The sequence below is a fragment of the Streptomyces sp. P13-3-3 genome (assembly GCF_050571355.1).
Taxonomy (GTDB): Bacteria; Actinomycetota; Actinomycetes; order Streptomycetales; family Streptomycetaceae; genus Streptomyces; species Streptomyces althioticus.
Genome location: NZ_CP192228.1, coordinates 824,564 through 845,644 on the forward strand (window position 1 = coordinate 824,564; position 21,081 = coordinate 845,644).

Here is a 21,081-nt window from a genome sequence, read left to right on the forward strand (position 1 = left end):
GTGAGGGAAAGCCGCAGGCCACACCCCTCTGATCGGAATGCGGCGGTGCGGGCCTTATCGACTTCACCCGCACCGGTGGACTGGAGATCTCGCGCCGGGGGGAGGAGGTGGACGTCACCGAGTCCGAGGCTCCGGACGACACCGGAGCCTGGTGCAAAAGGGAGACACATCCGCAGCGAAGCGGAGTGATCCGGGAACGGAGTTCTGCGTGGACATCGTCGTCAAGGGCCGCAAGACCGAGGTGCCCGAGCGGTTCCGGAAGCACGTGGCCGAGAAGCTGAACCTGGAGAAGATCCAGAAGCTCGATGGCAAGGTGATGAGCCTCGACGTCGAGGTGTCCAAGGAGCCCAACCCCCGACAGGCCGACCGCTGCGACCGGGTGGAGATCACGCTCCGCTCCCGCGGCCCGGTGATCCGGGCGGAGGCGGCGGCGAGCGACCCCTACGCGGCGCTCGACCTGGCAGCGGAGAAGCTCGACGCCCGGCTGCGCAAGCAGCACGACAAGCGTTTCTCACGGCGCGGCTCGCGCAGGATCCCCGCCGCCGAGGTCCCCGACCACGTGCCCGGCGTGGCCACCCTCAACGGGTCCGGCGCGGTCACCGCGCCGGAGGAGGAGCAGGCGGTCCCCACCAAGAAGGTCGGTTCCCTGGAGGTCCAGGGCGACGGGCCGCTGGTCGTCCGCGAGAAGACCCACGTGGCCGCCCCCATGACCCTCGACCAGGCGCTCTACGAGATGGAGTTGGTCGGGCACGACTTCTACCTCTTCGTCGACTCCGAGACCAAGGAGCCCAGCGTCGTCTACCGGCGCCACGCCTACGACTACGGCGTGATCCACCTCCGGACCGACACGATGGTCACCGAGAACAACTCCCCCGAGGCGGGCGGAACCCTCGGCGGCTGACCCGCCGGGCGACAGCACAGCAGGTGCCCCTGGTGCGCGTGTGCGCCCCCAGGGGCACCGGCGTGCCACCGCCCGGTGTCCCCACCGGCACCCCGGTGACGGTGCGGCATGGAATCATGGCGGCAGCGGCCCAACCGGTGGGCCGTTGCCTTGGGTTGGCGATGGTCAGGACCACAGGCCACAGCCTTCAGGGGGAGGAACGCGATGGCGGACAGCTTCGGACCGATGCGGGACGAGGATGCCGACGACGGCGTCGTCGGCATGGGCCCGGACGCGGACACTCCGCGCAAGGAGCCGATCAGAGTCCTGGTGGTGGACGACCACGCGCTGTTCCGCCGCGGTCTGGAGATCGTGCTGGCCGCCGAGGAGGACATCCAGGTCGTCGGCGAGGCCGGTGACGGCGCCGAGGCCGTGGAGAAGGCAGCGGACCTGCTGCCCGACATCGTCCTGATGGACGTGCGGATGCCCAAGCGGGGCGGCATCGAGGCCTGCACCTCCATCAAGGAGGTCGCCCCCAGCGCCAAGATCATCATGCTGACGATCAGCGACGAGGAGGCCGACCTCTACGACGCCATCAAGGCGGGCGCCACCGGCTACCTGCTCAAGGAGATCTCCACCGACGAGGTCGCCACCGCCATCCGCGCCGTCGCCGACGGGCAGTCGCAGATCAGCCCTTCCATGGCGTCGAAGCTGCTCACCGAGTTCAAGTCGATGATCCAGCGCACCGACGAGCGCCGGCTCGTCCCCGCGCCCCGGCTGACGGACCGCGAGCTGGAGGTCCTCAAACTCGTCGCCACGGGGATGAACAACCGGGACATCGCCAAGGAGTTGTTCATCTCCGAGAACACCGTGAAGAACCACGTGCGCAACATCCTGGAGAAGCTCCAGCTGCACTCCCGGATGGAGGCCGTGGTCTACGCGATGCGGGAGAAGATCCTCGAGATCCGCTGACCCGTCGGTCCCGCGATCCGCCGCCCCGCCCCGTCAGCTCAGCCGAGCAGCCGGGCCAGCTCCGCCGTCAGCGGCTCGCGCAGCTCCGGCGCGTCCACCCGCTCCACGCGGACGTCCGTGCAGCCCACCCAGCCCGCCGCCTCCACCAGCGCCTGCGCCACCTGCGGCACCGCTTTGATGCCGTCCAGCGTGACCTGCTTGGCGACCAGCGTGCCGCCCTCGCGCGCCGGGTCCACGCGGCCCACCAGCCGTCCGCCCGCCAGCACCGGCATCGCGAAGTAACCGTGGACGCGCTTGGGTTTGGGGACGTACGCCTCCAGGCGGTGGGTGAAGCCGAAGATCCGCTCCGTGCGCGCCCGCTCCCAGATCAGGGAGTCGAACGGGGACAGCAGTGTCGTGCGGTGCCGCCCGCGCGGCGGTGTGGCCAGCGCCTCCGGGTCCGCCCAGGCCGGCTTGGACCAGCCCTCGACCGTGACGGGCACCAGACCCGAGTCGGCGATCACCGCCTCGACCTGCTCACCCTTCAGCCGGTGGTAGTCCGCGATGTCCGCGCGGGTGCCCACGCCCAGCGCCCGCCCGGCCAGCCCCACCAGGCGGCGCAGGCACTCCTCGTCCGAGGGCTCCTCGGCCAGCAGCGCGGCCGGCACGGCCCGCTCGGCCAGGTCGTAGACCCGCTTCCAGCCGCGCCGTTCCACGCACACCACCTCGCCGTACATCAGGGCGCGCTCCACGGCGACCTTGGTGCCGGACCAGTCCCACCACTCGCTGGTGCGCTTCGCGCCGCCCAACTCGGTGGCGGTGAGCGGGCCTTCGGTGCGCAGCTGCTTGACGACCTGGTCGTACACGCCGTCGGGCAGTTCGTGGTTCCAGTGCGGGCGGGCGCGGTAGGCGCGGCGGCGGAAGGCGAAGTGCGGCCACTCCTCGACGGGGAGGATGCACGCGGCGTGCGACCAGTACTCGAACGTGTGCGCGGGCTGGTCGCCCTGCTTCCAGTACGCCTCCTCCACCGCGCGGCGGCCCACCGCGCCGAGACGGGCGTACGGGATCAGCTCGTGCGAGCGGGCGAGGACGGAGATCGTGTCGAGCTGCACCGCGCCGAGGTGGCGCAGGACGCCGCGCACACCGGCGCGGCGGTCGGGGGCGCCGAGGAGTCCCTGGGCCCGCAGGGCGATGCGGCGGGCCTCGTCGGCCGAGAGTTCCGTGGTCGGACGCGGCAGGGTCGTCATAGGTCCGCACCCTAGAGGGCCCCACTGACAACCGCGGGGCGCCCGCACGGAACGGACGTCAGCCGCGGGCGGGCACGTACGGAGTGGTGGACGGAAGGCCCAGGTCGGAGGGGAGCAGGGAGCCCACCCAGCCGTCCCGCAGCACCCCCTTGTTGACGAGCGAGGAGCGCAGCACGCCCTCGATCCTGAAGCCGGCCCGTTCGGCGACCGCGCGGGAGGCCGTGTTGCCGACCTCGGCGCGCCACTCCATGCGGTCGACGGACATCCGTGTGAAGGCCCAGCGGCACGCGGCCACGGTGGCCTCGGTGATGTAGCCGTTGCCGCGGTGCTCCTTGGCGCTCCAGAAGCCGACCTCGCCCGTCGCGAACGACCGCATCGTGACGCCGAGCATGCCCGTCAGCTCCCCGGCGGGCAGGAAGACACCGAAGGTGAACATCGTGCCGTTCGCCCAGCCGTCCGGAACGAGCTGCTCCGTGAAACCGCGCGCGTGCTCGGGAAGGTACGGCGAAGGGATCGTGGTCCACCGCTGGATGTCCGGGTCCTGGCAGATCCGGTACACGGTGTCGGTGTCCTCCGGGCCGACGGCGCGCAGCAGCAGACGGTCGGTGGTGAGCGTGACGGGTTCCATCGGGCGATTCTGCGCACGTCGCGGCGGCGGGCGCCATCCCTTTGAGTGGCGGTGAACCGATGATCACCCTGCGTGCGATTCGCCGTAGGCGTGCGGCACCATCCGGGCGCCCGGGACGTTGTCCGTGTAGCAGCCGTGCCACGGTTCGGCTGCGGCGGACGGTCACCGCCCCGGCAGGCCTCCCGGCGTGACGGGGTCCTCGCATACGATGGCCGTTGCTCAGTCAGTGAAACGGAAACCGACCGTCCCAGGCCCGACCGGCAAGGAGACCAACCCCCGTGTCCGTCCTCTCGAAGATCATGCGTGCAGGCGAAGGCAAAATCCTGCGCAAGCTGCACCGCATCGCGGACCAGGTCAACTCCATCGAAGAGGACTTCGAAGGCCTCTCCGACGCCGAGCTGCGGGCCCTCACCGATGAGTACAAGCAGCGCTACACCGACGGTGAGAGCCTGGACGACCTGCTGCCCGAGGCCTTCGCCACGGTGCGCGAAGCCGCCCGGCGCGTGCTGGGCCAGCGCCACTACGACGTCCAGATCATGGGCGGCGCGGCCCTGCACATGGGTTACGTGGCGGAAATGAAGACCGGTGAGGGCAAGACCCTCGTCGGCACGCTTCCCGCGTACCTGAACGCCCTGTCCGGCGACGGCGTCCACATCATCACGGTGAACGACTACCTGGCCGAGCGTGACTCGGAGATGATGGGCCGCGTCCACCGCTTCCTGGGCCTCGAGGTCGGCTGCATCCTCGCCAACATGACGCCGGCCCAGCGCCGCGCCCAGTACGCGTGCGACATCACCTACGGCACGAACAACGAGTTCGGCTTCGACTACCTGCGCGACAACATGGCGTGGTCGAAGGACGAGCTGGTGCAGCGCGGCCACAACTTCGCCATCGTCGACGAGGTCGACTCGATCCTCATCGACGAGGCCCGTACGCCGCTGATCATCTCGGGCCCCGCCGACCAGGCCACCAAGTGGTACGGCGACTTCGCCAAGCTGGTGAAGCGCCTCAAGCGCGGTGAGGCCGGCCAGCCGCTCAAGGGCATCGAGGAGACCGGCGACTACGACGTCGACGAGAAGAAGCGCACGGTCGCCATCCACGAGTCCGGCGTCGCCAAGGTCGAGGACTGGCTCGGCATCGACAACCTGTACGAGTCGGTGAACACGCCGCTGGTGGGCTACCTGAACAACGCCATCAAGGCGAAGGAACTGTTCAAGAAGGACAAGGACTACGTCATCATCGACGACGAGGTCATGATCGTCGACGAGCACACCGGACGTATCCTCGCCGGCCGCCGGTACAACGAGGGCATGCACCAGGCCATCGAGGCCAAGGAGGGCGTGCCGATCAAGGACGAGAACCAGACGCTCGCCACGATCACGCTGCAGAACTTCTTCCGCCTCTACAAGCGCCACGACCACAACGGCAAGGAACTGCCGGGTCTGTCCGGCATGACCGGTACGGCGATGACCGAGGCCGCCGAGTTCCACCAGATCTACAAGCTCGGCGTGGTGCCCATCCCGACCAACCGGCCGATGGTCCGCAAGGACCAGTCGGACCTGATCTACCGCACCGAGGTCGCCAAGTTCGAGGCGGTCGTCGACGACATCGAGGAGAAGCACCGCAAGGGCCAGCCGATCCTCGTCGGCACCACCTCGGTCGAGAAGTCCGAGTACCTGTCGCAGCAGCTCAGCAAGCGGGGCATCCAGCACGAGGTGCTGAACGCCAAGCACCACGAGCGTGAGGCGCAGATCGTCGCCCAGGCCGGCCGCCGCGGCGCCGTCACGGTCGCCACGAACATGGCCGGCCGTGGTACGGACATCAAGCTCGGCGGCAACCCCGAGGACCTCGCGGAGGCGGAGCTGCGGCAGCGCGGGCTCGACCCTGAGGAGCACATCGAGGAGTGGGCCGCGGCCCTGCCGGAGGCGCTGGCGCGCGCCGAGGAGGCCGTGAAGGCCGAGAAGGAAGAGGTCGAGAAGCTCGGCGGCCTCTACGTGCTGGGCACGGAGCGGCACGAGTCGCGGCGTATCGACAACCAGCTGCGCGGTCGTTCCGGCCGTCAGGGCGACCCGGGCGAGTCCCGCTTCTACCTGTCGCTCGGCGACGACCTGATGCGGCTGTTCAAGGCGCAGATGGTCGAGCGCGTGATGTCCATGGCGAACGTGCCGGACGACGTGCCGATCGAGAACAAGATGGTCACCCGTGCGATCGCGTCCGCGCAGTCGCAGGTGGAGACGCAGAACTTCGAGACGCGTAAGAACGTCCTGAAGTACGACGAGGTGCTCAACCGGCAGCGCGAGGTCATCTACGGCGAGCGCCGCCGCGTCCTGGAGGGCGAGGACCTGCAGGAGCAGATCCACCACTTCATGGACGACACCATCGACGCGTACGTCCAGGCGGAGACCGCCGAGGGCTTCCCCGAGGACTGGGACCTGGACCGGCTGTGGGGCGCGTTCAAGCAGCTCTACCCGGTGAGCGTCACCGTCGAGGAGCTGGAGGAGGCGGCCGGCGACCGCGCCGGTCTGACCGCCGAGTTCATCTCCGAGTCCATCAAGGACGACATCCGCGCCCAGTACGAGGCGCGCGAGACGCAGCTCGGCTCCGAGATCATGCGTGAGCTGGAGCGGCGGGTCGTGCTGTCGGTGCTGGACCGCAAGTGGCGCGAGCACCTCTACGAGATGGACTACCTCCAGGAGGGCATCGGCCTGCGCGCGATGGCCCAGAAGGACCCGCTGGTCGAGTACCAGCGCGAGGGCTTCGACATGTTCAGCGCGATGATGGACGGCATCAAGGAGGAGTCCGTCGGCTACCTGTTCAACCTGGAGGTCCAGGTCGAGCAGCAGGTCGAGGAGGTGCCGGTCGAGGACGTCAAGCCGACCGCCGACCTGGAGAAGCAGGACGCGGTGCCGGCGCAGGCGCGGCCGGAGATCCGCGCGAAGGGGCTGGACGCCCCGCAGCGGCGGAACCTCCACTTCTCCGCTCCCACGGTGGACGGTGAGGGCGGCACCGTCGAGGGCGAGCTGGCGACCGACGAGGAGCCGGTGCGCTCGTCCGCGGACGGCCTGACCCGCGCGGAGCGGCGGAAGCAGGCGCGGGGCGGGCGTCGCCGCAAGAAGTGACGTCGCCGCACCGACGGCGCACACGGCACGGTCGGCCGGGGCCGGGCACCTGAGGGTGTCCGGCCCCGGCCGTCGTATGTGGTCGTCAGCGGGGGCCGCCCAGCTCAACGGCGGTGCAGCGCCAGCGGAGGTCCCGGCCGCGCTCCAGCCGGAACGCCATGGCGCGGAGCCTGTCCCCGGCGCCGATCCGCGCGAACGCCTCGATGGCGCCCTCCCGCGGCACGAACCATCCGATGTCCCGCACGACGGGCCGCGCCCCACGCGTCCGCAGGGGCCCGCGCTCGGCGAGCCGGATCAGCTCGTCGTAGGCCTGCCCGGCACTGTGCCGCAGCATGGCGTGCACGGGGCGCTGGCCGCTGAGCACGGCGACGAGCAGTTCGGCGAACCGGTCGGTGGGACGGGGCTGGGGTACGCCCCGGAGCACCCCGCCCGGTCGCGCGGACACGGCGCCGCCCTCCGCCCTGCGCGGGACCTCGGGCGGTGTGCCGCCCGCATGCCGGCCGTGGTCGGCGGGCGCGCCGACGGGCGCCGCGCCCGGGTTCGCGGGCGAGCCGCCCGGCCTCCGGTGCCGTGTGCCTGACGGCACTCGGGTGCCGCTGCCGGCCGCGGTGCCCGCGCCGCCCTCCGCCCTGCGCGGGACCTCGGGCGGTGTGCCGCCCGCATGCCGGCCGTGATCGGCGGGCGCGCCGACGGGCGCCGCGCCCGGGTTCGCGGGCAGGCCGCCCGGCCTCCGGTGCCGTGTGCCTGACGGCACTCGGGTGCCGATGCCGGCCGCCGTGCCATCGGTCCTCCGGCCGGGTGCGCCCACGGCCGTGCCAGCGGGCGCCCCGTTCACGCGCACGGGCGGCGTGCCCGTGGAGCCGCCCCGGCTGTCCCACGTCGTGCCGTCCGGCCTTCGGCCGGCGTCGGCCGGGGTGCGCACAGACGGCGCCACCGTAGAAGTTCCCGGATCCGGGGCCGGGCGGGGTGCCGCGTCTGCGGGCGCCTCGCCGAGGTGCTCGGGCGGCGCGGCGGCCGGCGCGGCCGGCCCCGAGCCGGTGCGGCCGCCGCGCACCTGGGCCCGGCCCGTCGGGCGGTTGTCCGTGGGGCGCGTGCGGCGGGGGGAGGCCCCTCGGGGGCGGCCCGCGCCCGGGGAGGGGGACACGGAGGCGCCCGCCGTGGGGACGCGTGGGGGGATCGCCGCGGGGGAGCGGCGGGGTGTTCTGCTCATGACCTTGTGCACGAGGGCCCCGTTCTGAAGGCCGGGCCGGCGGGGGAGCCGGGTACCGGGCAGTAACTTCGTGACGTGGATCTTGTATGGGGCCGTGCGGGGGCGGGGCAAGGAAGGGCAGGGGCGCGTGGGACGGGGTGGGAAGTTCACTTATCCGGGTGGTCGTCGTCGTGACGAGCCTCTGTTCAAGCGGGTCGGGCGGGTGAATCCCCGGACTCAGGGTGACGGCCCCGGAGGGGGGCGCGAGGACTCGAAGGGGGACGGGCTCGACGTATTCTGAGACCTTGCCGGAGAAGTGACCCGAGCTGACGAAAGCGGCCGACCATGCGCGTCTACGTCCCCCTCACCCTGCCCGGGCTCGCCGAGGCGCACAGGACGGGGCAGCTGGGCGACGGGCCGCTCACCGCGTACGCCGTGACGCCCGCACTGCGCGAGTGGTACGTCTCCGACGACGTCGAGGAGCTGGAGTACGCCGCGCTCGGCCGCGCCGCGCTGGCCTCCCTGCGTCTCCTGGCCGCCGACCCCGCCGCGCCCCGCCGCCGGGTCGTGGTCGCCGTGGACGTGGCCGACGGCGCCGCCTCCGCCGGACCCGGCAAGGGCCCGGACCCGGACGCGCCGGGCGAGGTGCGCCTCGCCGGGCCCGTACGGCTGGCGAAGGCGGCCGCCGTGCACGTGGACGCGGAGGACGCCGAGGAGGACGTCGCGGCCGCCGCGCAGGCGCTGGACGCGGCGGACAAGGGTGACGACGACGCGCGGTTCGTCGTGGACGGCGCGGAGGACCACGAGCTGCTGTGGTTCGCGACGCAGGAGGTCCCGCAGCTCGTCGGCTGACGGCCCGGGTAGGTTTTCCGCATGGGGACGCACACGGACGCGCACATCGTCTGGGACTGGAACGGCACGCTCTTCCACGACGTCGACGCGGTCATCGGGGCGACGAACGCGGCCTTCGCCGAGCTGGGCCTCGCGCCCATCACGCTGGAGCGGTACCGGGAGCTGTACTGCGTGCCGGTGCCGCGCTTCTACGAGCGGCTGATGGGCCGGCTGCCCAGCCAGGCCGAGTGGGAGGTCATGGACGCCGTCTTCCACCGCCACTACACCGAGCACCGCGTGCGCTGCGGTCTCGCCGACGGCGTGGAGGACCTGCTCACGGGGTGGGTCGCGGCGGGCCGCAGCCAGTCGATCCTCAGCATGTACGGGCACGAGGAGCTCGTCCCGCTGGTGGAGGACTTCGGGATCTCCTCCCACTTCATACGCGTCGACGGCCGCACCGGCCCCTCCGGCGGCAGCAAGGCGGAGCACATGGTGCGCCACCTGGACGCCCTGCGCGGCACGGTGGACCCTCGGCGCACGGTGGTCATCGGCGACGCGGCCGACGACGCGCTGGCCGCGCTCCACGTGGGCGCGCACGCCGTGCTGTGGACCGGCGGCTCGCACGGCCGGGCCGGCCTGGAGGCGGTCGGGGTTCCGGTGGTCGACAGCCTGAGCGAGGCCGTGGCGCAGGCGGAGCGCCTGGCGGTCTCCGCCTGATCCGAGGAGCCCGGCGCACTGTGCGAAACGTCAAAGTTCGCCCCCCGGTTTTGTACACATACGGCTCATGACGGGGCCCCTCCGGAGAGCGATAGCCTAGGCAGCGTGATCAGCGCGATAGCTCGCGGGGACCGTGGCGTCCCCGCTGTGCGCCCGGCGACCACGGAGGACATCCGTGACCGGGTGGCGACCGCTGATCCTCGCGGGCGGCACGGGACGCGGCGCACCCCAGGGGGGCCGACGTCACGGAGAGCCACGTCACACCCGTCGGACGCACTCAATTCCGCCGAGAAGCCCCCGCTCCTCTCACCTTGCGGCATACCGTCGGCACAGACCGGACACCCCGTGTCGTACCGCCGCACCTCAGGGTCGGAGACCGTACTTCCTTCTACGTCACGCAACGGCGCGCGACAGGAGCCAGAGGACCATGCAGACCAAGCTGGACGAAGCCAAGGCCGAGCTGCTCGATCGGGCCGCCCGGGTAGCTGAGAACAGCCCGGCCGGGGGGAAACTGCCGACTGGGACCGCGGAGGGGGACACACCCGACCGGGATGCCGTCCTCGCGTTCCTCCAGCGCTACTACCTGCACACCGCCCCGGAAGACCTCACCGACCGCGACCCGGTCGACATCTTCGGGGCCGCCGTCTCGCACCGCCGGCTCGCCGAGAACCGGCCGCAGGGCACGGCGAACGTCCGGGTGCACACACCGACCGTCGAGGAGAACGGCTGGACCTGCAGCCACTCCGTCGTCGAGGTCGTCACCGACGACATGCCCTTCCTCGTCGACTCCGTCACCAACGAGCTGACCCGCCAGGGCCGCGGCATCCACGTCGTGATCCACCCGCAGTTCGTGGTCCGCCGGGATGTCACCGGCAAGCTGATCGAGGTCCTCTCCGACGGGGTGGCCGGCGACCTCCCGCAGGACGCCCGCGACCTGCCGCACGACGCGCACGTCGAGTCCTGGATCCACGTGGAGATCGACCGCGAGACCGACCGCGGCGACCTCAAGCAGATCACCGCCGATCTGCTGCGCATCCTCTCCGACGTCCGCGAGGCCGTCGAGGACTGGGGCAAGATGCGCCAGGCCGCCACCTCGCTGGCCGACGCGCTGCCCGACGAGCCCGTCCCCTCCGACCTGCCCCCGCTGCAGGTCGAGGAGGCCCGCGAGCTGCTCCACTGGCTCGCCGACGACCACTTCACCTTCCTCGGCTACCGCGAGTACGAGCTGCGCTCCGACGACTCGCTGGCCGCCGTGCCCGGCACCGGCCTCGGCATCCTGCGCTCCGACCCGCACCACGCGGCCGACGAGGACCACCCGGTCAGCCCGTCCTTCGAGCGGCTGCCCGCCGACGCCCGCGCCAAGGCCCGCGAGCACAAGCTCCTGATCCTCACCAAGGCCAACAGCCGCGCCACCGTGCACCGGCCGTCCTACCTGGACTACATCGGCGTGAAGAAGTTCGACGCCGACGGCAACGTCGTCGGCGAGCGCCGCTTCCTCGGACTGTTCTCCTCCGCCGCCTACACCGAGTCCGTGCGCCGGGTGCCCGTGATCCGCCGCAAGGTCGAGGACGTCCTGGAGCGGGCCGGCTTCTCCCCGCACAGCCACGACGGGCGCGACCTGCTCCAGATCCTGGAGACCTACCCGCGCGACGAGCTGTTCCAGACCCCGGTCGAGGAACTGCAGTCCATCGCCACCTCGGTGCTCTACCTCCAGGAGCGCCGCCGGCTGCGGCTGTACCTGCGCCAGGACGAGTACGGGCGCTACTACTCCGCCCTCGTCTACCTGCCGCGCGACCGCTACACCACCGCGGTGCGGCTGCGGATCATCGACATCCTCAAGGAGGAGCTCGGCGGCGTCAGCGTCGACTTCACCGCGTGGAACACCGAGTCGGTCCTGTCCCGGCTGCACTTCGTCGTCCGCGTCCCGCAGGGCACCGAGCTGCGCCCCCTGTCCGACAGCGACAAGGAGCGCATCGAGTCCCGGCTGGCCGAGGCCGCCCGCTCCTGGTCCGACGGCTTCTCCGAGGCCCTGACCACCGAGTTCGGCGAGGAGCGCGCCGCCGAGCTGCTGCGCCGCTACGCGGGCGCCTTCCCCGAGGGCTACAAGGCCGACCACACCCCGCGCGGCGCCGTGGCCGACCTGGCGCGCCTGGAGGAGCTGGGCGAGCAGCGCGACTTCGCGCTCAGCCTGTACGAGCCGGTGGGCGCGGCGCCCGACGAGCGCCGTTTCAAGATCTACCGCACCGGCGAGGCCGTCTCCCTGTCCGCGGTGCTGCCCGTGCTGCAGCGCCTCGGCGTCGAGGTCATCGACGAACGGCCGTACGAACTGCGGTGCGACGACCGCAGCGTCGCCTACATCTACGACTTCGGGCTGCGCATGCCGCAGGCGCCCGGCGGCGGGGTGGACCACCTCGGCGACGACGCCCGCGAGCGTTTCCAGGACACCTTCGCGGCGACCTGGACCGGCAAGGCGGAGAACGACGGCTTCAACGCCCTCGTGCTGAGCGCCGGGCTCACCTGGCGTCAGGCGATGGTGCTGCGCGCGTACGCCAAGTACCTGCGCCAGGCCGGCTCCACCTTCAGCCAGGACTACATGGAGGACACCCTCCGCCACAACGTCCACACCACCCGGCTGCTGGTCTCCCTGTTCGAGGCGCGGATGTCGCCCGACCGGCAGCGCGCCGGGTACGAGCTGGTGGACGCCCTGCTGGAGGAGCTCGACGCCGCCCTCGACCAGGTCGCCAGCCTCGACGAGGACCGCATCCTGCGCTCCTTCCTCACCGTCATCAAGGCGACGCTGCGCACCAACTTCTTCCAGGAGGCGAGCGGCGGCGAGCCGCACGACTACGTCTCCATGAAGTTCGACCCGCAGGCCATCCCGGACCTGCCCGCACCGCGCCCGGCGTTCGAGATCTGGGTGTACTCGCCGCGGGTGGAGGGCGTGCACCTGCGCTTCGGCAAGGTCGCGCGCGGCGGTCTGCGCTGGTCCGACCGGCGTGAGGACTTCCGCACCGAGATCCTCGGCCTGGTCAAGGCGCAGATGGTGAAGAACACCGTCATCGTGCCGGTCGGCGCCAAGGGCGGCTTCGTCGCCAAGCAGCTGCCCGACCCGGCCGTCGACCGCGACGCGTGGATGGCCGAGGGCATCGCCAGCTACAAGACCTTCATCTCGGCGCTGCTCGACATCACCGACAACATGGTGGGCGGCGAGGTCGTGCCGCCGGCGGACGTCGTCCGGCACGACGAGGACGACACCTACCTGGTCGTCGCCGCCGACAAGGGCACCGCGACCTTCTCCGACATCGCCAACGAGGTCGCCGAGAGCTACAACTTCTGGCTCGGGGACGCCTTCGCCTCCGGCGGTTCGGCCGGCTACGACCACAAGGGCATGGGCATCACCGCCCGCGGCGCCTGGGAGTCCGTCAAGCGGCACTTCCGCGAGCTGGGCGTGGACACCCAGAGCGAGGACTTCACGGTCGTCGGCATCGGCGACATGTCCGGCGACGTGTTCGGCAACGGCATGCTGCTCAGCGAGCACATCCGCCTGGTCGCGGCCTTCGACCACCGGCACATCTTCATCGACCCGAACCCGGACGCGGCCACCGGGTACGCCGAGCGCCGCCGGCTGTTCGAGCTGCCGCGTTCCAGCTGGGCCGACTACGACACGGAGCTGATCTCCGCCGGCGGCGGCGTCTTCCCGCGCACAGCGAAGTCGATCCAGATCAACAGCCACATCTGTGAGGCGCTGGGCATCGAGGAGAAGATCTCCAAGATGACCCCGGCCGACCTGATGAAGGCCATCCTCAGGGCGCCGGTCGACCTGCTGTGGAACGGTGGCATCGGCACCTACGTCAAGGCGTCCACCGAGTCCGACGCGGACGTCGGCGACAAGAGCAACGACGCGATCCGCGTCGACGGCAAGGACCTGCGGGTCTCCGTCGTCGGCGAGGGCGGCAACCTGGGCATGACCCAGCTCGGCCGGATCGAGTTCGCGCTGCACGGCGGCCGGATCAACACCGACGCCATCGACAACAGCGCGGGCGTGGACACCTCCGACCACGAGGTGAACATCAAGATCCTGCTGAACGGCCTGGTCAAGGAAGGCGACATGACGGTGAAGCAGCGCAACAAGCTGCTCGCCGAGATGACCGACGAGGTCGGCCGCCTGGTGCTGCGCAACAACTACGCGCAGAACACCGCCATCGCCAACGCGCTCGCCCAGTCCAAGGACATGATCCACGCCCAGCAGCGCTTCCTGAAGCACCTGGTGCGCGAGGGCCACCTGGACCGGGCGCTGGAGTTCCTGCCCACCGACCGGCAGATCCGCGAACGGCTCGCCACCGGGCAGGGTCTGACCGGGCCGGAGACGGCGGTGCTGCTGGCGTACACGAAGATCACCGTCGCCGACGAGCTGATGCACACCTCGCTGCCCGACGACCCGTACCTGAAGGGTCTGCTGCACGCGTACTTCCCGACCGCGCTGCGCGAGCAGTTCGGGGAGCACATCGACAGCCACCCGCTGCGCCGTGAGATCACCACGACCGTGCTGGTCAACGACACGGTCAACACCGGCGGCACCACCTATCTGCACCGGATGCGCGAGGAGACCGGGGCGTCGCTGGAGGAGATCGTCCGGGCGCAGACCGCGGCCCGCGCGATCTTCCGCTCCTCGGTGGTGTGGGACGGCGTGGAGGCGCTCGACACCAAGGTCGACGCCGCCACCCAGACCCGGATCCGGCTGCACTCGCGCCGTCTGGTGGAGCGCGGCACGCGCTGGCTGCTGAACAACCGGCCGCAGCCGCTGCAGCTCGAGGAGACGGTGTCTTTCTTCGCCGAGCGGGTGGAGCTGGTCTGGTCGCAGCTGCCGAAGCTGCTGCGCGGCGAGGACCAGGACTGGTACGGGAAGATCCACGACGAGCTCACCGGGGCCGGCGTCCCGGACGAGCTGGCCACCCGGGTCGCCGGGTTCTCCTCCGCCTTCCCGACGCTCGACATCGTGTCGGTGGCCGACCGGATGGGCCGGGAGCCGCTGGACGTCGCCGAGGTGTACTACGACCTCGCCGACCGGCTGCGGATCACCCAGCTGATGGACCGGATCATCGAGCTGCCGCGCGCGGACCGGTGGCAGTCCATGGCCCGCGCGGCCATCCGCGAGGACCTGTACGCGGCGCACGCGGCGGTCACCGCGGACGTGCTCGCGGAGGGCGACGGCACGTCGACGCCGGAGCAGCGGTTCGCGCTGTGGGAGCAGAAGAACGCGGCGCTGCTGGGCCGGGCCCGCACCACGCTGGAGGAGATCCACAACTCCGACGCGTTCGACCTGGCCAACCTGTCGGTGGCCATGCGGACCATGCGCACGCTGCTCAGGAACTCGTAGCGCACCGGACCCGTCGAGGGGCGTCCGGGACCGTCACGGTCCGGGGCGCCCCTCGCGCGTTGTGGTGCGTTGGGCGGGAATCCGCGGCGGACCCGTGGGGACGGCCCCGTGACGGGATAGGGCTCCCCTGTGACTGTCCGATCCTCGCCGTCCGGGGTGTCCGGGGAGACCGGTACGCGCCGCTCCGGGCTCCGCCCGGCCGCCGTCGGCCGGGTCCTGGCCATGGGCGTCACCGGGCTCGTCCTCCTCCTGCTGACCCTGGTCGTCGTACGGCTGCCGTGGATGGGCGACCTGGGCATCCACGCGGCCACCGTGCAGCGGCTGCGGCACGCCCCGCTCGCCCCCGGCAACCCGCTGGTCGACGCGAACACCCCGAGCCCGTACTACTCGCCGTGGACGCTGGTGCTCGGCGGTGTGGCGAGGGCGAGCGGCCTGGACGTGTTCGTGGTGCTGCGGCTCGCCGCGGCGGCCGGACTGGCGCTGCTGGTCACGGGCGTGTGGCGGTACGTGCGGACGCTGAGCGCGCACCCGGCCGCGCCCGTGCTCGCGCTGCTGTCCCTGCTGTTCCTGTGGGGCACCGAGCCCCTGCTGTGGAGCGGGTTCACCGGGCTGCACTCGCTGGCCCTGACGGCGGCGTACCCGAGCACCTTCACGCTGGGGCTTGCCTTCCACTTCTGGACCTGGCTGAGCGGGGCGCTGCGCCGGCCGGCCGGGTGGGGGGTGTGGCTGGGGCTGGGCGTGCTGTGGGCGGTGATCCTCCTCTGCCACCAGTTCTCCGGGGTGGTGGCCACGGCCGGGGCGGCCGCCACGGTGGCCGCGACGCGTCCCGGGCGCGCGGTGTGGCCCCGGCTCGGCGGTGCGCTGCTGCTGGGCGTGTTGGTGCTGGGGGCGTGGCCGTACTACGACTTCTTCGCGCTGGCGGACGCCGCGGACGGGCTGGAGACGGTGCACCGGGTGCTGTACGCGCACCCGGCGGCGCGGTTCGGGCTGGTGCTGCTCGGGGTGGCCGCGCTGGTGGGGCGGTGGCGGCGCGACCACCGGGACCCGCTGGTGGTGTTCTGCGCCCTGGGGGTGCTGGCCGTCGCGGCGGGCCGGGTCACCGGGCACTACTCCTGGGCGCGGGCCCTGCCGGCGGCGGTGATCCCGGCGCAGCTCGCGGCGGCGCTCGCGGTGGTGGGGGCGGGGTCGCGGCGGGTGCGGTCGGTGTGGGCCGTGCTGCTCGCCGGGGCGCTGCTGGCCGGTGCCTGGGCGCAGGCGGGCACCCTCGGATACGTCGTCCCGGCCGACGCGCTGCCGGGCCCGGTCGAGGAGAAGTACCGGCGGCCGTGGCCGGGGTACGGCTGGATCACCCGCTGGGTGCGGTACGGCGACGTCGTCATGGCCGAGGGCCGGGTCGCCCGTCAGGTGCCCGCCTACGGCCCCTACACGGTCGCGCCCGGCTACCCGGACTTCTTCCTCGCCGACGAGAAGCGCCGCACGGCCGCCACGGAGGCGTACTTCGCCACGGGCACCTCCCCGGCCGAGCGGCGGCGCACCGAGCGGGAGTACGAGGTGCGCTGGGTGCTGGACCGCCGCGGCGCACTGGACGACCCCGCGCTGCGTCCGGTGGCCCGGGGACCACGCGGGGAGGTGCTGTACGCGGTGCCGTGAGCCGGACGGGGTGCGCCGGCAGCCGCAGGGCCCGGCGGGCGGGATGGACGGTGCGGGCGGCTGTGGCGTCCCGGGGCGTGGGGGTCGGCGCAGGGCACGCCGTCGCCGGTCGTACGGCGCCGGTGCCCGCCCGGGGTGCCCGGTGCGTGCGGTCGGCGGGAGGAGGGCCCCGGTGAGTGGGCTGCGACCTCCCGAGGGGTGGCTTTCCGGCTGGACGGTGGCCCGGGGAGGTGCGGCCCCGGGGCTCTGGGGCCGCACAGGCCGGCGCGGGGTGCCGATCACCGGGTGTGCGCGGCCCGGTGCGTGCGGCCGGGGCCGGGGTGTGGATCCGGTTGGACGGTGATGTGGATCCGCTTGGACGGTGTCCTGGTCCGGTGGCGGAGCGGCGGTGGAACGCGGACGGTCGGCGCAGGGCGGCTGCGCCACCCGCGCACGGCCCCGTGCGGCCGGTGGGCGAGGGACGGCTGGGTCGCTCGCCCGTGGGCTGCCGGGGCGTGGCCCGCGGGGTCGGCGGTGGCCGGCGGTGGCCAGCGCGGTGGGAACGCCGGCCCTCAGCGGACGGCGCCCGCCACCAGGTGGACCGCCCGGCGCAGGCGCGGGTGGATCAGGCGGGTGGTGACCGGGCGGAGGGCGGCGGGGACGCCGGCCGGTTCCCAGCGGACCTGGAGGCGGCCCGGGTTGTGTCCCTCCGGTTCGACGGTGACCTGGTGCGGGGCGGCGCCGGAGCGGTAGGGGACGCGGGCGGTCAGCGGCGGGAACCGCAGGGGCGCCAGCAGCAGCGCCTGGTTGCTCTGGCCGCCGCCGGAGAGCCGGACCAGCGGGTGCCGGACCCCTGAGAACCCGCTCAGCGGCAGCCGCGCCCCGGCCAGGTCCAGCCGTACCGTCCCCTCGAACACGCCGGGTCGCACCGGGTCCAGGCGGAACGGCACGGTGAGGCGGCGCCGGCCCGGGGAGATCACCAGGCTCGCCCGCTGCGGGCCGACGGGGAGGCGCAGCGCCGGGTCGTAGGTGCGCACGGTGAGGTCCACCCGGGCGCCGCCCCCGGGGACAGGGGCGATCCCGGTGATCTCGTGCCGGAACAGCGCGCCGGGGAAGGGGCGGGTGTCCGGCTCCAGCTCGGTCAGGTCCAGCTCGCGGCGGGCGCCCACGCCGTCCGGCACACGGTCGCCCCAGTAGACCCGGCCGTCCGCGTCGGCGGCGAGCCGCCTCGGGGCGACGCCGTACCCCAGCCCCCGCGCGGCGAGCGCGGCCTCCGGCAGGCGGCGGTCACGGACCAGCTGGAGCACCACCCGCTCCGCGCGGGGCAGCCGCGCGTAGGCGCCGGGGGCCAGCGTCTCCAGGTACGGGTTCACCTCGTCGGCGAAGGCGGCGAGCCACTCCTCGTCCCGGTACGGCAGGTCGCCCGCGTACATCCGGAAGTCGTGCTTGAGGAACTTGTGGTCCTTGTCCTCGCGCAGCCCCTCGTGCCCGCTCTCCGCCAGGAACGCGTCGATCAGCCGCTGCACATGGATCCGGTCGCGGACGTTGCCGATCAGGTGCCGCTGGTTGGATATGGACGCGGCGTCGGAGCTCACGTAGGGGGCTATGTACCAGAGGTAGACCGGCTCGGGGACGATCGTGAACCGCTCCGCCAGGCAGTAGGCCTGCGCGGAGAAGAGCTGGTCCTCGTAGTGGATGCCCTCCGGGAAGCGCAGCGCGTGCCGGTCGAGGAAGGCGCGGGCGTACATCTTGCTGGTCGCCAGGTGCTCGAAAAACAGCCGCGGGTCGTCCTCGATGCCGTCCAGGGTGCGGCGCTCGCCCACCAGGTGCGGCATCCACGTGGAGCGGCGCCCGGTGTCCACCCGGATCCGGCGCACCGCGCCCATCGCGAAGTCGATCTCCCGCTCGCGGTGCGCGGCCAGCAGGGCGGCGACCGCCCCCTCCGGCAGCTCGTCGTCGCTGTCGAGGAACATCAGGTACGGCGCCCGGGCGATCTCCAGGGCACGGTTGCGCGGGGCGCTGCATCCGCCGCTGTTCTCCGGCAGCCGCAGGTACCTCACGCGCGGGTCGGAGGCCGCCAGCTCCCGCGCCACCCTCGGGGTGTCGTCCGTGGAGTGGTCGTCGCTGATGACGATCTCCAGATCGCGGTGGGTCTGGCGGCACACGGACCGCACGGCGCGGGGCAGCCGTCCGGCGTCGTTGTGCACGATCACCGTGACGGTGACGTCGGGGAGCCGGGACGTGGACATCACGCGGTCACCTCCTGGGGGGCCGGCGCCGGGGTGCGCTCCTCCGGCGGCAGCACCGGGGGCAGGGACCCCTCGTCCTCGCCGAGGAACACCCGGCGCACGACCCGCTCGGCGGCCCGGCCGTCGTCGAACTCGCAGAACCGGCGGCGGAACGCGGCCCGCGCCTTCGCCGCGCCCTCGTCGCGCCAGGCGTCGCCGGCGAGGATCTCGGTCAGGTCGTCCTGGGTGCGCGCGACCGGCCCCGGCGCCTCGGCCATCAGGTCGAAGTACACCCCGCGCGTGGTGCGGTACGTCTCCCAGTCGTCGGCGTGGATCACGATCGGGCGGTCCAGGTTGGCGTAGTCGAACATGATCGACGAGTAGTCCGTGACCAGCGCGTCCGCGGCCAGGCACAGCTCCTCGACCGGGTCGTACGACGACACGTCGATCACGCGTCCGGAGCGGCGCAGCCCGGCCAGCGGGGAGAGGCCGGAGTCGTAGAAGTAGTGGGCGCGCACCAGCAGGACGGTGTCCTCGCCGAGCCGGTCGGCGAGCGCGGCGAGGTCCAGGCGCGGGGTCCAGCCGGCCTCGTAGTCGCGGTGGGTGGGCGCGTAGAGGACGGCCCGGCGGCCGGGGGCGACGCCGAGCCGCTCGCGGACCGCGCGCACCTCGTCGGCGCCGGCCGTGTAGTACACGTCGTTGCGCGGATAGCCGTGGTCGAGGGAGACGTACCGGGAGGGGTAGGCACGCTCCCACATGCGGGTGGTGTGGCTGTTGGCGGAGACGCTGTAGTCCCACTTGTCGACGCGCTCCAGCAAGGCGTCGAAGTCCAGCCCCTGCGCGGCGGCCGGGTAGGCCATCTGGTCGAGGCCCATGCGCTTGAGCGGGGTGCCGTGATGGGTCTGCACATGCACCGCTTCGGGGCGTTTGACCACCGCGTTCGGGAAGTTGACGTTGTTGACGAGGTACTTCGCCGTGGCGAGCGCCTCCCAGTAGCGGCGGGTGCCGGGGACCACGTGGTCGGTGCCGGGCGGCAGCAGGGCCGCGTTGCGCGCGGTCACCACCCACACCGGGTGGACGTGCGGGGCCAGCTCGGCAAGCTTCGCGGCGATCGCGGCCGGGTTGCAGGCGACGCCGCGGCTCCAGTAGGCGGAGAACACCGCGAGGTGCGGGTCGACGGGACGGCGCAGCGCCGCGCGGTACTGGTGGTCGCGGACCAGGGCGCCCGCCTGCCGCCGTCCGGCGCGCACCGTGGACCGCACGGCACGGCGGGCGTGGTTGGCGGCCTGGAAGGCGCGGTAGCGGGTGTAGGCGCCCTCCTCCAGCAGTGAGCGGCGCACGCCCTCCGGGCCGCCGGGACGGCGGTACCCCTCGGGGCGACGGCGCACGGCGGCGGATCCGGCCCGCAGGAAGAACTCCCGGGCGGCCGGCTCGGGCACGGCGCCGCGGGCGAAGGTGCGCAGGCAGTCGCGCACCATGATCTCGTAGAGCACGGTGTGGACGGCGGGCCGGTCCTGGGCGAGGTCGAGCAGGGCCTCGTAGCGGTCGACGACGGCGAGGTGCTGCTCGGGGGTGACGGGCGGGAGGCTCGCGGGACGCAGCCGCCGGTCCTCGTAGGCGATGTGCGGCAGGCAGGAGACGCGGCCGGCGAGCAGCAGGGCGGCGAGGGCGGCGCGGGGCTCGTCGTCGGTGGTGAGGTGGTCCTCGTGGGCCCGCCAGAAGCCGGCGCGCAGCACGCGCGTGCCGAGCAGCGGGGTGAGGCGCAGCAGGTAGGCGCTGTCGGCGAGGGCGGGCTCGGTGCGTCCGGCGCGGGCGAGGAGGGGGCCGTCCGCCGAGGGGAGCGCGGAGCTGCGCCAGGTGCTGCGCAGATGGTCCAGGAGGAGGACGTCGACGCCGTCGGGCAGTTCGGCGGTGCGTTCGGCGACGGTGCGGGGGCTGCCGGGCGGGAGGCCGTCCTTGGCGCGGACGAAGTGCAGCCAGCGGCCGGTGGCCCGCGCGGCCCCCGCCGCTCTCGCCGCCGCGTCGGAGGTGCCGTCGGGCAGCGGGACCACCTGGAGCTGCGGGGCGTGGAGCCCGGCCGTCTCCCGGGCCCAGTCGCCGACGGCGGCGACGACGACCTCCACGTCCGGCAGCGGGTGGGCGACGAGCGAGTCGAGCAGGCCGGTCAGGTGGTCCTGGGTGTTCGGCCCGTGGACGATGACGCTGAGCTGGGGCATCACGGGGCTCCTTCGGCTGCTCGTCGGCGCGGACGGTCCCGTCGGTCGCTATCCAGTCATAGTGACACC

Annotated in this window: 12 protein-coding genes; 7 read left to right on the forward strand and 5 right to left on the reverse strand. The window is 72.6% G+C overall.

Annotation, left to right across the window (positions count from 1 at the left end; translation table 11 throughout):
- The first annotated feature begins 208 nt into the window (after positions 1–208).
- Both hpf and ACQZOG_RS03835 read left to right on the forward strand, forming a co-directional pair.
- Positions 209–901: a ribosome hibernation-promoting factor, HPF/YfiA family gene (hpf, locus tag ACQZOG_RS03830; protein WP_033277562.1), complete on the forward strand. Its 693-nt coding sequence runs from the start codon at positions 209–211 to the stop codon at positions 899–901.
- 204 nt (positions 902–1,105) lie between these two features.
- Positions 1,106–1,852 (forward strand): response regulator, encoded by a 747-nt coding sequence (locus ACQZOG_RS03835; protein ID WP_006132445.1) that lies wholly within the window; start codon positions 1,106–1,108, stop codon positions 1,850–1,852.
- 38 nt (positions 1,853–1,890) lie between these two features.
- Here the strand turns inward: ACQZOG_RS03835 and ACQZOG_RS03840 are convergent, their stop codons facing one another.
- Positions 1,891–3,078, reverse strand: coding sequence for a winged helix-turn-helix domain-containing protein (locus ACQZOG_RS03840; protein WP_033277561.1), 1,188 nt, complete (start codon positions 3,076–3,078; stop codon positions 1,891–1,893).
- A 58-nt stretch (positions 3,079–3,136) separates the two neighbouring features.
- Positions 3,137–3,706, reverse strand: a complete 570-nt coding sequence (locus ACQZOG_RS03845; RefSeq protein WP_033277560.1) for a GNAT family N-acetyltransferase — start codon at positions 3,704–3,706, stop codon at positions 3,137–3,139.
- A gap of 278 nt (positions 3,707–3,984) precedes the next feature.
- Between ACQZOG_RS03845 and secA the strand changes: the two genes are divergently transcribed.
- Entirely contained in the window at positions 3,985–6,825 is a 2,841-nt protein-coding gene (gene secA, locus ACQZOG_RS03850) for a preprotein translocase subunit SecA (protein WP_033277559.1), read from the forward strand.
- A gap of 85 nt (positions 6,826–6,910) precedes the next feature.
- On the opposite strand, the gene ACQZOG_RS03855 is transcribed toward secA, so the two are convergent.
- On the reverse strand, positions 6,911–7,270 hold the full coding sequence (locus ACQZOG_RS03855) for an Rv3235 family protein (protein WP_058916293.1): 360 nt from the start codon (positions 7,268–7,270) through the stop codon (positions 6,911–6,913).
- 1,089 nt (positions 7,271–8,359) lie between these two features.
- On the opposite strand from ACQZOG_RS03855, the gene ACQZOG_RS03860 reads away from it, so the two are divergent.
- The 4 genes from ACQZOG_RS03860 to ACQZOG_RS03875 all read left to right on the forward strand — a co-directional run bounded on the left by ACQZOG_RS03860 (position 8,360) and on the right by ACQZOG_RS03875 (position 16,589).
- Positions 8,360–8,866: a DUF6912 family protein gene (locus tag ACQZOG_RS03860; protein WP_033277558.1), complete on the forward strand. Its 507-nt coding sequence runs from the start codon at positions 8,360–8,362 to the stop codon at positions 8,864–8,866.
- A gap of 21 nt (positions 8,867–8,887) precedes the next feature.
- Positions 8,888–9,562 (forward strand): HAD family hydrolase, encoded by a 675-nt coding sequence (locus tag ACQZOG_RS03865; RefSeq protein WP_033277557.1) that lies wholly within the window; start codon positions 8,888–8,890, stop codon positions 9,560–9,562.
- A 427-nt stretch (positions 9,563–9,989) separates the two neighbouring features.
- A complete protein-coding gene (locus ACQZOG_RS03870) occupies positions 9,990–14,939 on the forward strand; it encodes an NAD-glutamate dehydrogenase (protein ID WP_359597252.1) in 4,950 nt (1,649 codons plus the stop codon).
- Positions 14,940–15,068: 129 nt separating this feature from the next.
- Entirely contained in the window at positions 15,069–16,589 is a 1,521-nt protein-coding gene (locus ACQZOG_RS03875) for a hypothetical protein (protein ID WP_380826237.1), read from the forward strand.
- 551 nt (positions 16,590–17,140) lie between these two features.
- Here the strand turns inward: ACQZOG_RS03875 and ACQZOG_RS03880 are convergent.
- Positions 17,141–18,817: a glycosyltransferase family 2 protein gene (locus tag ACQZOG_RS03880; RefSeq protein WP_359597255.1), complete on the reverse strand. Its 1,677-nt coding sequence runs from the start codon at positions 18,815–18,817 to the stop codon at positions 17,141–17,143.
- A complete protein-coding gene (locus ACQZOG_RS03885; protein ID WP_193469547.1) occupies positions 18,817–21,012 on the reverse strand; it encodes a CDP-glycerol glycerophosphotransferase family protein in 2,196 nt (731 codons plus the stop codon). Before ACQZOG_RS03885 ends, ACQZOG_RS03880 begins: the two co-directional genes overlap by 1 nt.
- Positions 21,013–21,081 lie beyond the last annotated feature (69 nt).